Raw genomic sequence first — 14,433 nt, forward strand, 5'->3', positions numbered from 1 at the left:
CACCAGCCGGCTTATGCGCTCGTACTGTCGCGGCGAGCGCGCGTCTGCTCCGCCCTGGTCGAGAGCAGGTCGTCAGTGGGATAGCCGACCTCGGTGAGCGTCAGCCCCCTGGCGGCCAGCACCTTGAACTCGCTGGTCCTCGTGAGCTCGTCGCGCAGCACGACCAGATCGGCCACGTCGAGGCGACCTTCTCCTACTGCCGCGCACGCGCCGACCAGGGCACGCACCATGCTGTGGCAGAAGGCGTCGGCCTTGACCTCCGCGATGAGCACGCCTTCGGCATCTCTGGCCCAGCGGTAGTCCAACAGCGTCCGAATGGTCGTCGCCTCTTCGCGCGGTTTGCAGTAGGCCGCGAAGTCGTGGAGTCCGATCAACGTGCGCGCCGCGGCATCCATCGCCTGCTCGTCGAGAACTCCGCGATGCGTCGTCGTATCGTGCCGGCGTGCGGGGTCGTATCCAGAGGCCTCATCGGCGAGCCGGTACCGGTACCGGCGCCAGACGGCCGAGAAGCGGGCGTCGAATCCCTCGGGGGCGATCGAGCTGCGCGTGACCGTCGCATCGGGGTAAGCACCCAGGACCCCGCGCATGCGGCGGGCGATCGACGCCGCAGGATCCTGCGGCGTACGGCCCTGTCGCGATTCGATGCGCGACCACTGCTCGTCGTCGAGATCGACGTGAGCGACCTGCCCCTGCGCATGCACTCCCGCATCAGTGCGCCCGGCAACGACGAACCGCACGTCGGAGCCGACGATGCGAGCGAGCGCCGCTTCGAGAGTCCCCTGCACGGTGCGCAGGGTCGGCTGCTTCGCCCACCCGCGGAAGTGGGTGCCGTCGTAGGCGATGTCGAGCCGGATGCGCACGGATAAAGCCTAGGGCGTCCCCGTGCGCCTGCCGGAGACGATCAGATGCCGCCGTCGATCGAGCGGATCAGGTCGCCAGGCTCGTCCGGCACCATGACCTGAGTGTCGCGATTGAGGCTCTCGCCGCGGAAGAAGCGCTTGGAGCGCGGGAACAGATACCAGACGAACATGAGCACCACACCGAACGCGAGCGAGCCGATGCCGATCACGAAGGTGCCGCCGATGCCGAAGAGCACGGTGTATCCGTAATCGACGTCCCACATGTCGATCGCGGACTGCACGAACGCCCCGGTGAGCATGAGGCCGCCGATCAGCGGGAAGAGCCCCTTGAAGAAGAAGTCCCTCGCCGAGGTCGTGAGGTCCTTGCGGAAGTACCAGACGCAGGCGAAGCCGGTGATCGCGTAGTAGAACGCGATGGCGAGTCCCAGCGACAAGATCGAGTCCTGCAGGATGTTGTCGCTGATCAGGGTCATGCCGACGTAATACGCCGACGCCACGACACCCATGACGATCGTCGAGAACGACGGCGTCTTGAAGGTGGGGTGCACGTCCTTGAACTTCGCGGGAAGAGCACGGTAGACGCCCATCGCCAGGGTGCCGCGCGCCGTCGGGAGGATCGTGGTCTGCGTCGAAGAGACGGCCGAGATGATCACGGCGACGACCAGCATCCAGCCGAACGGGCCGAGCAGGCCGTCCTTGATGGCGAGGAAGAAGTCATCGGCGTTGGCCTCGTTGCCGAGACCCGTTCCGGTGTCGCCGAGCCCCGCGTACATCATGGCCGCGATCGTGACGCCGACGTAGGTGAACAGCAGGATGACGGTGGTGAGGAGAGCTGCGCGACCCGGGATCTTCTTCGGGTCCCTCGTCTCCTCGTTCAGGGCGAGGCAGGTGTCCCAGCCCCAGTAGATGAACAGGGCCAGCAGGATCGATTCGGTGAAGCCCGACCAGGACGTGAATCCGAACGGGTTGAGCCATTCGAGATCGAACGGAGTCGGGTTCGGCGCTGTGCCGGCGAAGAACTGCCACAGGGCCGCCACCACGAAGATCGCGAGGGCCAGGTACTGGATGCCGAGCAGGATGTTCTGGATGCGCTCCCCGATCTCGACACCGCGCCAGCTCACCCACGTCATGGAGGCGATGAAGAGCACCGCGACGAGGATGATCCGCCAGTCGTTGTTCTCGAGATCGAACCCGATAAGCGACCAGAAGTACACGGATGCGATCTGGGCGAGGTTGGCGAGCACGACCATGCCGGCGACCGCGACGCCCCAGCCGCCCATCCAGCCCACCCACGGACCGAAAGCCTTCGTGCCCCACGTGAAGGTGGTGCCGCAGTCGGGCACGGCGTTGTTCAGCTCGCGGTAGGCGAAGGCGATCAGCAGCATCGGCACGAACGCGATGATGAAGGCGATCGGCGCCTGCGCCCCCACTGCGAGCACCACGAATCCGAGCGTCGCGACGAGCGAATACACCGGCGCAGTGGACGCGAGTCCGATGACCGTGGAGCCCCACAACCCCAGCGAACCGGTGGCGAGCCCCTTGCCGTCGGGGCGTTCGAGATGGATCGGCGTCGTAGCTGACATGTTCAGAACATACGGCTACTGCGGTTATCGCGTCAATCGTTTTCTCAGACCGATGGATTTCGTTGAAAGTGCTGCATCAGACCGATGCAATCCGTTGCGCTATCGTCGACCCGTCATGCCGTCTGCGTGATCCGCCACCCACTCGACGAGCGGCAGCATCCGCTCCATCAGATCCCGACCGAGCGGCGTCAGGCTGTACTCCACGTGCGGGGGCACGGTCGGGAAGGATTCCCGATGCACGAGCCCGTCGTCGGCGAGGGTGCGCAGCGTCGAGGCGAGCATCTTCTCGCTGATGCCGCCGACCTCGCGCCGCAGCTCGCCCCAGCGTCGGGTCCCGTCGGACAGCGAAGAGAGCACGAGCACGCCCCACTTGCTCATCACATGATCGAGGATCACGCGAGTGCTGCAGCCGGGTTCGAAGATCTGCGGTGTGGACTCCCGGATCTGCGCATAACTAACCGTCATGTGCGTACCTTACTTCAAAGTGGGTACCCACGTTCTGGAATGTTCCGCTTCCGCCCCGCGGTTATCGGTGATGTCACCTACGAAAGGACACCCCATGACCATCCTCGTCACCGGCGCGACCGGCAACCTCGGACGCCTCGTCATCGCCAGCCTCCTTGAGCGCGGTGCGGACCCTCAGTCGATCATCGCCGGTGCCCGCGACGTCACCAAGGCAGAGAACCTGGGCGTGCGAGTCGCCCGTCTCGACTACACCGACCCCTCCTCGATCGCAGCGGCGGTCGAGGGCGTCGACGCCGTCCTGCTGATCTCGGGCTCCGAGGTCGGACAGCGCGTCGCGCAACACGAGGCCGTCATCGACGCCGCCAAGGATGCCGGGATCACGAAGTTCGTCTACACCAGCGCTCCGAAGGCGACGACGAGCGACCTCGTGCTCGCCCCCGAGCACAAGGCGACAGAGGAGCTCATCCAGGCTTCGGGCCTCCCCGCCGTGATCCTGCGCAACAACTGGTACACCGAGAACTACGCCGCAGACCTGACGCGCGCGGCCGAGACGGGCGTTCTCGCAGCCGGTGTCGGCGACGGACGAGTCGCCTCTGCGAGCCGCAAGGACTTCGCGGACGCCGCAGCAGCCGTCCTGCTCGAGGACGGCCACATCGGCCAGGTGTATGAGCTCGGCGGCGACGTCGCGTGGAACTACGACGACCTCGCGGCGGCGATCGCAGAGATCTCCGGGCGCGAAGTGACCTACCAGCCTCTGACCGCGGACGACCAGCGGGCCGGCCTCCTGGCAGCGGGCCTCGACGAGGGCACGGTCGGATTCGTGGTCGCCCTGGACGCCGGCATCGGCTCCGGCGCACTCGCCGACACCGACGGCACTCTCGCGCGTCTCATCGGCCGGCCCACCACACCGCTCATCGACGGCCTGCGCGCGATCGTCTGACTCCGAGGCGCGACCCGCGGACCGCGTCCCGGAACACCGAGAGGCGCCGATCTTCACCCAAGATCGGCGCCTCCCCGTACTCACGCGGACTCAGTCCGACGATGCCTCCCGAGGATGGACATACGCGATCGTGAGCACGATGTCGGCGAGCGCCAGGCCGTCAGCGGTGAGGGTCCGCTCGACCACTGCACGCACCTCGCGGAGCGTGTCGATGGCGCCCGCCGAGTATTCGATCCCGAGCGACGCTTCGACCCGCGCGGCGTCGTCTGAGATCCGCACCGCGACGAGAGGTTCGTCGGAGCGGCTGATTCCGAGCGCGACCGCGCTCGTGCCGACGAGATTCGAGATCAGCGAACCGGCACGGTAGAGACTGCGCACGCCCGGTGTGGCGAGCACCGCTGCCTCCACACGCTCCGCGAGATCCTCGTGCCGCGCTGTGGTCGTCATGACTTCTCCTCCGTCGGGTCGCTGACCCTCTGGACATCACGCACCGTGATGTCGATACCGGTCAGCACGAGGTCGGTGTGCCTGTGCACTCGCTCTCCCACCTCCTGGCGCAGCCGTTCGACAGCCGCCGGGATCGACTCGCCGTACAGGGCGTTCACCTCGATGGCGATCCGAATCGGCGCACCCACGACCGTGACGTCGCCGTCGAGGGTCGAGTGACCGACGAGGATTCCGGGGACGGCGTTCTCGGCAGAGCGGATCAGGCCACGGACGGCTCCCTCGGTGATCCCGAAGTCGACACCCGCCTCCGGCTCGTCGAACGGGATGCGGCGACCGGCACGGGCATCGAGAGCGATCCCGCTGAGGATGCGGTCGACCCAGCTGTCGTCGACCTCCGGCATCGCCGCGGCATCCGCCTCCATCAGCTGTCCGCCCAACCCGCGCAGACGCTCGAGCGCGTCGAGCGCCAGCTGACATCCGGGCGAGCCCTCGATGTCGGGGTCGGCAGGCAGCCGCCCCGCCTCGAGGTAGTCGGTCAGCTCTTCGAGCGTGTGTCCGTCGAGATCGCTCGGCTCGAGACCGAGCTGACGCACGTCGGGAGTCTCCTGCTCTTCAGTCATCGCCACGCCTCCATCCGCACGATCATGAACTTTCGAGCTCTGGCAAGAAGGCCACGGGCGGTCGAGACCGAGATCCCCAGCTCCGCGGCGATCTCGTCGTAGGAATATCCGCCCATCTCTCGGAGCACCCAGCACTCGCGCTGCGCTGCGGGGAGCTCCTGCAAGGCGACCCCCAGCGCCGCCACGCCCTCGCGCGCCTCCACGACCCGCGCAGGCGAGTCCTTCGAGGGGGCCGCCTGCTCCATGTCATCCACGTCGAGTGTCGGCCGCAGCGCACGGATGCGGTCCACCGCCTTGCGGCTCACGATCCTCATCAGCCAGCTCTTGACCTTCGCCGGGTCGTCGAGCTCCGAGAACCGCTGCCACGCGGTCACGAACGTCTCCTGCACGATGTCGTCGACGTCGGCGGAGGCGTTCAGCATCCGGTGCGTGTATGCGCGCATCATCGGCGTGTACCTGCGGACGAGCACCGCGAACGCGGCGACATCGCCGTCCATCGCGCGTCCGGCGACGATTCGATCGTCAGCCTGCTCGAGAGCAGAGCGAAATCGTTCCCCAGCCACTTGGCCACTCCCTCGTTCAGTCCCATTGGGAGGTTCGGAACCGACCCGTCATCGGATGGGATCGACGTTCCCCCGACGACGAGGCCACGACGTTCCGATTCGGTCATGGTCACCCCCCTCCGTGCGAGGACTACTGGACTCGGGTCTCGTCGGACTGGACACTGTCGGCGTCGTCGTCGTCGGCCGGGATGTGCACATCGTTGATCGTCACGTTGACCTCGACTGCCTGCTTGCCGACATATTCGGCCATGGCGACGGAGATCGCCGCGCGCACGTCGTCGGCGACCTTGTGCAGGGCGGACGGGTACTCGGCGACGATGGTGACATCGACGGCGACCTGAGTCTCTCCTACCTCGACGCTGATGCCCTGCGAGAGGTCGGTGGAGTTGAGCGCGTCACGGATGGCGCCGACCGCACGCGCCGCTCCCCCGCCGAGAGCATGGACGCCCGGAACCTCGCGAGCGGCGATGCCCGCGATCTTCGCGACGACACCGTTCTCGATGACGGTCTGGCCTGTCGACGGCGCGCCAGTCGCGGCCGGCACGACCTGGACCTTCGACCGGGTGCTGTTCGTCACGTTCGCCATGATGCGCTCCTTCATCCGAGTGTCCGCCTCCTCGAGGACGCGGGTCGCACTGCCGCGACACCTCTAAGACGGATGCTACGAACGATTCGTCACAAAATGCCCCTGAGAGTTCTTCAACGTGCACTCTTAGAGTAAAAGTGCAAGAATGCACTCTATGAGCGAGAGTGCAGATTCATTGCGGGAGCAGCGCAAGCGCGAGACCTCGCGCGCACTGACCGACGCCGCCCGACGACTGACCGCCGAGCAGGGTTTCGCCGGGTTCACGATCGAAGAGCTGTGCGCGGAGGTCGGCGTCTCGCGGCGGACGTTCTTCAACTACTTCGAGAGCAAGGAGAACGCGGTCTTCGGCTTCGCTGCGATCGACGCTCGGCAGGAGGCGCTCGAAGAGGACTTCGTGGCGCGCACCGGCGATCTGCTCGACGACTTCATCGCGCTGACGACCACCCGGTTCGATCTCTTCAATCCGCTCGACGACGCCCCCGCACTCTTCGCCGTGATCGAGCAGGAGCCGCGGCTCATCAAGGCCGCGTTCGAGCAGATCGCCAAGAACGAGCGACGTGACATGGAGCTCGTCGTGAGGCGCACGGGCGAAGGCGACGATGCCGAGCTGCGCGCCGAGGTCCTCGTCCACTCGGTCGGCGCACTGGTGCGGCTGAGCATGGACCAGCTGCTCCACCACCACTCGACCGACTCTTTCAGCGACCTCGTCAGCCGTCGGCTCGTGGTCGCCCGCACCGTGTACGCACCATCACAGAAAGCCGACTGAATGTCCGCCACCGCCACCAAGGATGCGCCCTTCCTGCTCACCAAGCGCCGCATCTGGATCATCTTCAGCGCCCTGATCGCGGGGATGCTGCTCTCGAGCCTCGACCAGACGATCGTCTCGACCGCGATGCCGACGATCGTCGGCCAACTCGGCGGGGTCGACCACCAGGTGTGGATCACCACCGCCTATCTGCTGGCGACCACCATCGTCATGCCCATCTACGGCAAGTTCGGCGACGTCCTCGGTCGCCGCAACCTCTTCCTCGTCGCGATCGCCCTGTTCACGCTCGCCTCCGTCGGCTGTGCGTTCGCCACGGACTTCTGGATGTTCGTCATCTTCCGCGCCCTTCAGGGACTCGGCGGCGGCGGTCTGATGATCCTGTCGCAGGCGATCATCGCCGACATCGTCCCGGCGAACGAGCGCGGCAAGTACATGGGACCGCTCGGTGCCGTTTTCGGGCTGTCCGCCGTGGCCGGCCCCCTTCTCGGAGGCTTCTTCGTCGACCACCTCACCTGGCAGTGGGCCTTCTACATCAACATCCCGGTCGGAATCGCAGCCTTCATCATCGCTCTCGTGGCCTTGAAGCTGCCCAGCAAGAAGGCTCAGAAGCCGATCGACATCTTCGGCGTGATCTTCCTCTCGATCGCCACCACCTGCCTGATCTTCTTCACGGACTTCGGTGGCGACAAGGAGTTCGGCTGGGACTCGCTGGCGACCTGGGCGTGGGGTGCAGGGCTCATCGTGGCGGCCACCGCGTTCGTCATCACCGAGGCGAAGGTGCAGGACCCGATCATCCCGCTGAGCCTGTTCCGCAACCCGATCTTCGTGAACGCGACCGCAATCGGCCTCGTGCTCGGAATCGGCATGTTCGCGGCGATCGGCTTCGTGCCCACGTTCCTGCAGATGTCGTCCGGAACATCGGCAGCGGCCTCCGGCCTGCTGATGATCCCGATGATGGTGGGCCTTATCGGAACCTCGATCTTCTCGGGCATCGCGATCTCGAAGACCGGCAAGTACAAGATCTATCCGATCGTCGGCACCATTCTCACCGGCATCGCTATGGTCTCGATGACCACGCTGTCGGCCGAGACGCCGATCTGGCTCATCTGCACGTTCCTCTTCGTGTTCGGCGCCGGACTCGGCCTGATCATGCAGGTCGTCGTCCTGGTCGTGCAGAACGCGGTCCCCGCCGGCGAGATCGGCACCGCGACCAGCACGAACAACTACTTCCGTGAGGTGGGCGCGTCGCTCGGCACCGCGGTGTTCGGAACGATCTTCACCACGCGGCTGACCGAGAACCTCCTCGGGGTCTTCGCCGATGCCGGGGCATCACCGGGCGATGCGTCCCAGGCGGCGTCGACCATCGATCCGGCCACGCTGAACGCGCTGCCGGACGAGGTGCGAGACGGCATCGTGACGGCATACGCGGATGCTCTCGCACCGGTGTTCTGGTACCTCGTGCCCTTCATCGTGCTCGCCCTCGTGCTCTCGCTCTTCCTCAAGCAGATCCCTCTCTCGGATCAGGCGGGACTCGTCGCCCGCGGCGAGGCGATCAGCGGCGAGGAGGCTGAGCGCCTGGAAGCCGAACAGCGCGGCGGCTTCGGCCGGAGCAGCGCCACCAGCGGCGAGGAGACCCGCATGGCGGCCGGCCGAAGCGAGACCCCACCCGCCGCTCGCTGAACCGCATGAACGCACCACGGGCCCGTTCCTCGCATGAGGAGCGGGCCCGTGGTCTGCGCGCGGTCAGGGGAGGTCGCCGACCTCGAGTTCGTCAGGGTGATCGGCGTTGTCGCCGTCCGCCTTCTGGTCCTCACCGGGAGTCGCCGGGTCGATCTCGGGATCAGGATCGTTCGTCACGAAATCGGCGTCCACGCCGGTCGCATCGATCTCGGCGCCTTCATCGGGCGCTGCCTGAGGGTCTGACATGTTCGCTCCTGTCGTCTGTTGCGGCAAAGGACCCTCAGTCTCGCCGCCGCGCGGATCGGGCGGCATCCCCTTGACAGGGGATCGACCTTGCGGGGTTCTCGCCGCGTCGACGATGACCATGCGACCATCGGAGCATGAACGACACGTCGCTGGTCCTCCCGACCCTCCTCGGAGAACGGACGCGACTCCGAGAGTGGCGCGCCGACGACGTCGCCGTCGTGAAGGAGGCATCCGGCGACTCCCTCATCCCGCTCGTCACGACTGTCCCTCGCACGGCAGGCGAACCGGAGGCTCTGGCATTCATCCGTCGCCAACGCGATCGACTCGACTCCGGGGTCGGCTACGCGTTCGCGGTCGCAGACCTCGACGACCGCGCGGTCGGGCACATCGGTCTCTTCTTCGCAGGCGGCACGCGTGCGAGCGTCGGCTATTGGATCGCATCCTCGCATCGCCGACGCGGGTACGCGCTCGACGCACTGCTCACGGTGACGACATGGGCGACAGGACTCGAGAGCCTCGATCGAATCGAGCTCTACATCGAGCCGGGGAACCACGGATCCTGGCGAGTCGCAGAGCAGGCCGGCTACGAGCGCGAGGCGCTTCTGCGAGCCTGGAAGCGCATCGACGGCGAACCCCGCGACATGTACATGTACACCCGGCTCACCGACCGCGCCCTGGTCCACTCAGGCCGGTCCTGACCCCGGATACGCAAAAACCCCCGGGAATCCCGGGGGTTTTCATCTGTAGCAGGAGCGGGGCTTGAACCCGCGACCTCACGATTATGAGTCGTGCGCTCTGACCAGCTGAGCTACCCTGCCACACCGCATCCGCATCGCAGATACGAACGCTGTGAGCCCCGAGTCAGGATTGAACTGACGACCCCTTCCTTACCATGGAAGTGCTCTGCCACTGAGCTATCGGGGCGTGCTGCCCCTCGCGGGGCAACCACACGAGAATACCATCACTGTGGCGTCCTCATGAAATCGAGGCGGGTCAGTACGAGTACCGGCCCGCGTTCTCGCGCAACCACGGCAGCGGATCGATGGTGCTGCCGTTGATGATGATCTCGAAATGCAGGTGGGCACCGTACGAACGACCGGTGTTGCCGGTGTGCCCGACGATATCGCCGACCTTCACGGTCTGCCCGGCCTTGACCTGGAGCGAGCCGTACTGCATGTGCGAGTAGTGACTCGTGATGACCTGTCCGTCGATGACGTGATCGATGTAGACGGTGACACCGTAGGCGCCACCCTGCTCGGTCGCGATGCGCACGACGCCGTCGGCGACCGCCTGGATGGGCGCGCCCTCACCGGGCACGAAGTCGATGCCCTCGTGCAGCCGGCCCCAGCGCATGCCGTAGCCCGAGCTCATGCCCACGCCGACCTTGAAGGGCCACTGGATGGCCGCCTCGGGGTCGTTGGTGAAGACCTCGTTGGAGTAGTTGATGCCCTCTTCCGACGCCACCTGGATCAGGGACACCGTCGAGAAGCTGTCGGAGCGCGCGAGCGACTCGTTCTGCACGTCGGACGACGTGACGAATGCCTGGATCTCGTCATCGGCTGCGCCTGCGGTCGATGAACCAGAAGCGGCGACGAGCGACGTGGCGCCGAGCGACTGCGAGCCCTGGACCGCAGCGACAGCCTCGGCGGGAAGAGTCATGCCGACAGCGAGGAGACCTGCGAGGCTCATCACGCCGACGGTGGCACCGACCGCGAGGAACTTGCGCATGGGCGGGCGACGACGAGCGACGTGCTCAGCGGGCACCTCTTCGGCCGGAGCGGCCTCGGAGGCCTCATCGGCGGAAGCCTGAGCGGTCTTGGGAGCGACGGAGCGGAAAGCACGGGATGCGGACGCGAAGGCGTCTTCGTCGGACTCACCGTTCGACGCGGGGGTCTTGTCATCGACATCCGCCGGCGCGGTGTCCACGTGCTCCTCCTGAGCGGCTTCGGCGAGCGGCTCGACGACGATCTCGGGAGCCTCGGCTTCGGCCTCGGCGATCTCGGTCGAGTCGGCACCCGCGGATGCGGCGGCGACGGCGGTCGCGGCGAGGAAGACCTCGGCGGTGTTGAGCCGCTCACGAGCGGCGCGACGGGAAACGGGAGCGTCCGAGGCGAGGGGGGCGGCTTCGGAGACGGCTTCCGTCACTCCTGCCGCAGAGGCCTCGAAGGCCGCAGTGCGGGGACGGCTGGAGCGGCGCGTGGGCGCAGAGGCAGCCTGTGAATTCTCGAAGGGCAAATCAGATTCTCTCGGGTCAAACGTCAAGCTCGGGGGCGCTTACAACGTTCATCGATTCGGGCCGATGAAAGTAACGATCGGATAAACCCTAGCCTGGTCCACCTGGGAATGCCATGAATTCGTCACGTTTCATCTCGAAGAATATCGAGGACACGGTCGTGGACCTGGGTTCCACCCGCGACGAGCATCGGTCTCAGCGACGTCGTGTCGGTCAGCGAGACGCGACCGCCGGCTTCAGCCACCAGCAGCGCTCCAGCCGCGTGATCCCAGGGCTTGAGCCCACGCTCGAAGTATCCGTCGAGCCGGCCGGCCGCGACGAAAGCCAGGTCCAGGGCAGCGGATCCGGCGCGTCGGAGATCCCGGGCGATCGTCATGACCTTGCGGACGGTGGCGAGGTCGCCGTCATGTGTGGCCGGGTCGTAGCCGAAACCGGTCGCCAGAAGCGCTCCCGCCGGCGTCTCGGTCGTGACCGAGAGTCGGAGGTCTCCGAGAAACGCTCCCTCACCACGCGCGGCCGTGAACATCTCACCGGAGGCGGGTGCATGGACGGCCGCTGCGAGGGCCTCCCACTCCCCTGGGATCGCGCTGCCCCGCACCGCGGCGATGCTCACCGCGTAGGAGGGGATGCCGTAGGCGTAGTTCACCGTGCCGTCGATCGGATCGACGACCCACGTGATGCCCGTCTCTCCGCGCTCGGCCTCGGACTCCTCACCGAGGAACCCGTCTCCCGGGCGGACCGCCCGGAGACGTTCACGGATCAGCACCTCGACCTCGCGGTCGGCGTCGGTCACGATGTCGGCGAGGCTGGACTTGGTGGCGGCGAGGTGCACGCCCTCCGCGCGACGCGTGCGCGCGAGTTCCCCGGCCTCGAAGGCGATGCTCGTGGCGAGGGCGGTCAGGTCGAGTTCGAGGCTCACTGCGGTGGGTACGGCGGAGCCGGCGGGTAGGCACCGGGCGCGTCAGGCGCCTGCGGCACCGGCGGGACCGCAGGTGCCTGCGTGTGAGGCTCCGGCGCGGCCGGGAACCGCTGCGGGGCAGGAGCAGCCGGGAACTGCTGCGGAGCCGGCGCGACCGGGAATCCCTGCGGAGCGGGAGCGATCGGCAGCGCCGCCTGCTGCTGCTGCTGCTGAGCCGACGGATAGCCCGTGTAATACGCGTTCCAGTCCGGCGACCCATCGGGCAGGACGGGCAGCGGCGTGACACCGTCGGCGTACGACGGCCAGGCCGGCGCGGCGGCGATGCCGTGTCCTGCAACGGCGGCCGCCGCGGGCTTGCGCGGTGCGAACAGCGCGTTCAGCAGCGGGATCAGCGTCGTGCCGACCGCGGCGAGGATCGTGAGGGCGACGACGATGCGCCAGTACAGCTCGCCGTACTCGAAGGTGTGCGGGAACGTCAGGAAGAAGACGAGCATGCCGACGAGACCGGCGAGGAACGCGATCGTCGCGAAGTAGATGATGCGGGTGAAGGTCGTCACGTGTCGCTGCGCCGCCGGAGTGAACAGACGCACGTGCAGCAGCGCGAGCTGGAGGATGCCGACGACCAGGAGGAGCTGGAAGAACCGCTCCGCGCCGGTGAAGTACTGGTCGTCCTCAGGCAGCCAGATCTTGACGGCTCCGACCAGCAGAGCGACGATCCAGGTGACCATGCTCGACAGAGCGAGCCAGTCAGGACGGTTCGGAGCGAGTCCCGCCTCGAGGATCGCGATCCCGGCGAACGCGGCCAGCAGGAGGATCGTCAGGAACGCGCGACCGATGAGGCCGTCCTGGTCCCCGATCAGCACCCATACGACGCAGACCAGCGCAGCGGCGATGAGCGCACCGATGGCGATCCAGATCGCTCCTCGGATGAGGAGGGACATGTTCTTCTTCTCGACCAGCGCAGGGGCCTGCGGGGCGATCTCCGGCTGCGACATCGCGTTCCTCTCGTTGAGCGGCGTTGCGTTCATCCTTGCATGCGCCGACGCCCGACCAGGAGCGACAGCGCGATCGGGGACGACTTCGCGCTCGAGGCGCTCGCCCGGACTCAGCCGCCCTTGCGAGCCGACGAGGCCGCGAAGGCGGTGATCCTGGCCTGCGCATCGGCCGTCGCCATGGACGCGCCGATGGAACGCGCCTCCTCGCTCAGCTGCTCCGCGAACGTGCGCTCGGGTTGCGAACGCACGAGCCTCTTGGCGTGGCCGTATGCCTCTGCGGCGCCCGCGAGCCAGAACCGGGCTACCTCCTCGGCACGCGCCCGCACCTGCTCGGCCTCGTCCCGCGAATCGCTCCCCTCGACGGCCTCGGCGACGAGCCCCCACTCCACTGCCTCGGCGGCGGAGAGCAGGCGATCCTGCAGCACGAGCTGAAGCGCACGGCGCTGCCCGATCGCGTGAGCGAGTTGCGCCGACACGGAGAGATCGGGGGTGAGCCCGATGTTCGCGTACAGACTGCCCAGACGCGAGCGCGAGCCGACGACGGCGTAGTCGCTGCTGAGCAGGATGCCGAGTCCGCCGCCGGCCGTCGTACCGTGGGCCGCCGCGACCACGGGCACCGCAGACTCGGTCAGCGAGCGGATGCCGCTGTTGATCACCTCGGCGAGTGCGGTGATCTCGCCACCGGAGCCCATCGTCGTCGCCATCTCGATGACGTCGCCGCCCGCGCAGAACGCGGGACCTGCGGCATCGACCAGGATCGCCTTCACGTCCGTGCGCGACGTCGCCTCAGCCGTCGCATCCCGCCAGGCGTGCGCGAGATCTGCATTGAAGGCGTTGAGTCGCGCGGGGCGGTTCAGCGTGAGCCGAGCCAGCCCTTCATCGACCGAGAACAGGATGGCATCGCTCATGGCTTCTCCTTCGAGCACAGGACGTGGGCCCCCAGGCTAATCGCGATCAGCGCGGTTCCTGCACGCGTTCGGTGAAAGCCTCCATACGGCGCCTGGTGCCGTCGAGACGGAGGTCCACCTGCCCCGGCGCCAGTACCTCACTGGGAGCGAGGGGGTGCGCGAGTCTCACATTCTCGTGGCAGGACAGGTCGGCGCACATGTAGGTTCCCACCGAATCACCTCTCGCGCCGGCCTCACCGACGCGTCGCGCCGCGAACAGGGCGACCTGGTTGCCCGGTTGCATCGTGTGGCAGATGTTGCACATCCCGGAACGATGACGACCGGGGTCGGATGCCCGGAGCACGACGCCTGAGACCCGTCCGTCCCGCTGAGTGAGGACGTACCCCCGACGGCCGGCGCCCGGATCGCGCCAAGCGAAGAAGTCCAGGTAGTCCCAGTCGATCAGAAGGAGGTCGTGCGGCATCTCCATGACCCGCAACTCGTCCTCGTCCGCGTTGACGAAGGACGCGCGGATGTCTGCCTCGGTGAGCGCTCGCATCCGTCCAGTCTATGAAGACGCTCGGGTACCGGCACCGATCCGCTCGCTCCGCACGCTCATCCGGGCGGCCGGGGTGAGTTCCGG

General features: G+C 67.1%; 17 protein-coding genes and 2 tRNA genes. 4 read left to right on the forward strand and 15 right to left on the reverse strand.

Going from position 1 to position 14,433, the window contains the following annotated elements; translation table 11 throughout:
* Positions 1–11: 11 nt before the first annotated feature.
* The 3 genes from truA to ACQ4LY_RS00890 all read right to left on the reverse strand — a co-directional run bounded on the left by truA (position 12) and on the right by ACQ4LY_RS00890 (position 2,908).
* A complete protein-coding gene (gene truA / locus ACQ4LY_RS00880) occupies positions 12–860 on the reverse strand; it encodes a tRNA pseudouridine(38-40) synthase TruA (RefSeq protein WP_431074122.1) in 849 nt (282 codons plus the stop codon).
* Between the two features lie 41 nt (positions 861–901).
* Positions 902–2,443: an APC family permease gene (locus ACQ4LY_RS00885; protein WP_431074123.1), complete on the reverse strand. Its 1,542-nt coding sequence runs from the start codon at positions 2,441–2,443 to the stop codon at positions 902–904.
* A 99-nt stretch (positions 2,444–2,542) separates the two neighbouring features.
* On the reverse strand, positions 2,543–2,908 hold the full coding sequence (locus tag ACQ4LY_RS00890) for a winged helix-turn-helix transcriptional regulator (RefSeq protein ID WP_431074124.1): 366 nt from the start codon (positions 2,906–2,908) through the stop codon (positions 2,543–2,545).
* A 94-nt stretch (positions 2,909–3,002) separates the two neighbouring features.
* Between ACQ4LY_RS00890 and ACQ4LY_RS00895 the strand changes: the two genes are divergently transcribed.
* Positions 3,003–3,848 carry an SDR family oxidoreductase gene (locus tag ACQ4LY_RS00895; protein ID WP_431074125.1) on the forward strand — a complete coding sequence of 282 codons (846 nt, stop codon included), beginning with the start codon at positions 3,003–3,005 and terminating at the stop codon, positions 3,846–3,848.
* Positions 3,849–3,938: 90 nt separating this feature from the next.
* Here ACQ4LY_RS00895 and ACQ4LY_RS00900 read toward each other — a convergent pair whose 3' ends face one another.
* The 4 genes from ACQ4LY_RS00900 to ACQ4LY_RS00915 form a co-directional block, all read right to left on the reverse strand.
* On the reverse strand, positions 3,939–4,295 hold the full coding sequence (locus ACQ4LY_RS00900) for a hypothetical protein (RefSeq protein ID WP_431074126.1): 357 nt from the start codon (positions 4,293–4,295) through the stop codon (positions 3,939–3,941).
* Positions 4,292–4,915 (reverse strand): Asp23/Gls24 family envelope stress response protein, encoded by a 624-nt coding sequence (locus tag ACQ4LY_RS00905; protein ID WP_431074127.1) that lies wholly within the window; start codon positions 4,913–4,915, stop codon positions 4,292–4,294. The genes ACQ4LY_RS00900 and ACQ4LY_RS00905 overlap by 4 nt, the downstream gene beginning before the upstream one ends.
* Complete coding sequence (locus tag ACQ4LY_RS00910; protein WP_431074128.1) at positions 4,912–5,478, reverse strand: RNA polymerase sigma factor; 567 nt, start codon at positions 5,476–5,478, stop codon at positions 4,912–4,914. The genes ACQ4LY_RS00905 and ACQ4LY_RS00910 overlap by 4 nt, the downstream gene beginning before the upstream one ends.
* A 130-nt stretch (positions 5,479–5,608) precedes the next feature.
* The gene (locus ACQ4LY_RS00915) at positions 5,609–6,064 is read right to left on the reverse strand and encodes an Asp23/Gls24 family envelope stress response protein (RefSeq protein ID WP_431074129.1); all 456 of its coding nucleotides are present in this window, start codon (positions 6,062–6,064) and stop codon (positions 5,609–5,611) included.
* 154 nt (positions 6,065–6,218) lie between these two features.
* Between ACQ4LY_RS00915 and ACQ4LY_RS00920 the strand changes: the two genes are divergently transcribed.
* Entirely contained in the window at positions 6,219–6,830 is a 612-nt protein-coding gene (locus tag ACQ4LY_RS00920) for a TetR/AcrR family transcriptional regulator (protein WP_431074130.1), read from the forward strand.
* A complete protein-coding gene (locus ACQ4LY_RS00925; protein ID WP_431074131.1) occupies positions 6,831–8,510 on the forward strand; it encodes an MDR family MFS transporter in 1,680 nt (559 codons plus the stop codon).
* A gap of 63 nt (positions 8,511–8,573) precedes the next feature.
* Here ACQ4LY_RS00925 and ACQ4LY_RS00930 read toward each other — a convergent pair whose 3' ends face one another.
* A complete protein-coding gene (locus ACQ4LY_RS00930; RefSeq protein WP_431074132.1) occupies positions 8,574–8,756 on the reverse strand; it encodes a hypothetical protein in 183 nt (60 codons plus the stop codon).
* Positions 8,757–8,890: 134 nt separating this feature from the next.
* On the opposite strand from ACQ4LY_RS00930, the gene ACQ4LY_RS00935 reads away from it, so the two are divergent.
* Entirely contained in the window at positions 8,891–9,454 is a 564-nt protein-coding gene (locus ACQ4LY_RS00935) for a GNAT family N-acetyltransferase (protein WP_431074133.1), read from the forward strand.
* A gap of 46 nt (positions 9,455–9,500) precedes the next feature.
* Here ACQ4LY_RS00935 and ACQ4LY_RS00940 read toward each other — a convergent pair.
* The 7 genes from ACQ4LY_RS00940 to ACQ4LY_RS00970 all read right to left on the reverse strand — a co-directional run bounded on the left by ACQ4LY_RS00940 (position 9,501) and on the right by ACQ4LY_RS00970 (position 14,349).
* Positions 9,501–9,574 (reverse strand) — tRNA-Met (locus ACQ4LY_RS00940).
* Positions 9,575–9,608: 34 nt separating this feature from the next.
* Positions 9,609–9,680, reverse strand: a tRNA-Thr gene (locus tag ACQ4LY_RS00945).
* Between the two features lie 69 nt (positions 9,681–9,749).
* Positions 9,750–10,991 carry a M23 family metallopeptidase gene (locus ACQ4LY_RS00950; protein ID WP_431074134.1) on the reverse strand — a complete coding sequence of 414 codons (1,242 nt, stop codon included), beginning with the start codon at positions 10,989–10,991 and terminating at the stop codon, positions 9,750–9,752.
* Between the two features lie 122 nt (positions 10,992–11,113).
* A complete protein-coding gene (locus tag ACQ4LY_RS00955) occupies positions 11,114–11,908 on the reverse strand; it encodes an inositol monophosphatase family protein (RefSeq protein WP_431074135.1) in 795 nt (264 codons plus the stop codon).
* Entirely contained in the window at positions 11,905–12,903 is a 999-nt protein-coding gene (locus ACQ4LY_RS00960; RefSeq protein ID WP_431074136.1) for a hypothetical protein, read from the reverse strand. The genes ACQ4LY_RS00955 and ACQ4LY_RS00960 overlap by 4 nt, the downstream gene beginning before the upstream one ends.
* Before the next feature lie 110 nt (positions 12,904–13,013).
* Positions 13,014–13,811: an enoyl-CoA hydratase/isomerase family protein gene (locus ACQ4LY_RS00965; protein WP_431074137.1), complete on the reverse strand. Its 798-nt coding sequence runs from the start codon at positions 13,809–13,811 to the stop codon at positions 13,014–13,016.
* A 46-nt stretch (positions 13,812–13,857) separates the two neighbouring features.
* Positions 13,858–14,349 (reverse strand): FBP domain-containing protein, encoded by a 492-nt coding sequence (locus ACQ4LY_RS00970; protein WP_431074138.1) that lies wholly within the window; start codon positions 14,347–14,349, stop codon positions 13,858–13,860.
* Positions 14,350–14,433 lie beyond the last annotated feature (84 nt).

It is taken from the genome of Microbacterium phyllosphaerae (genome assembly GCF_050628115.1).
GTDB lineage: Bacteria > Actinomycetota > Actinomycetes > Actinomycetales > Microbacteriaceae > Microbacterium > Microbacterium phyllosphaerae_A.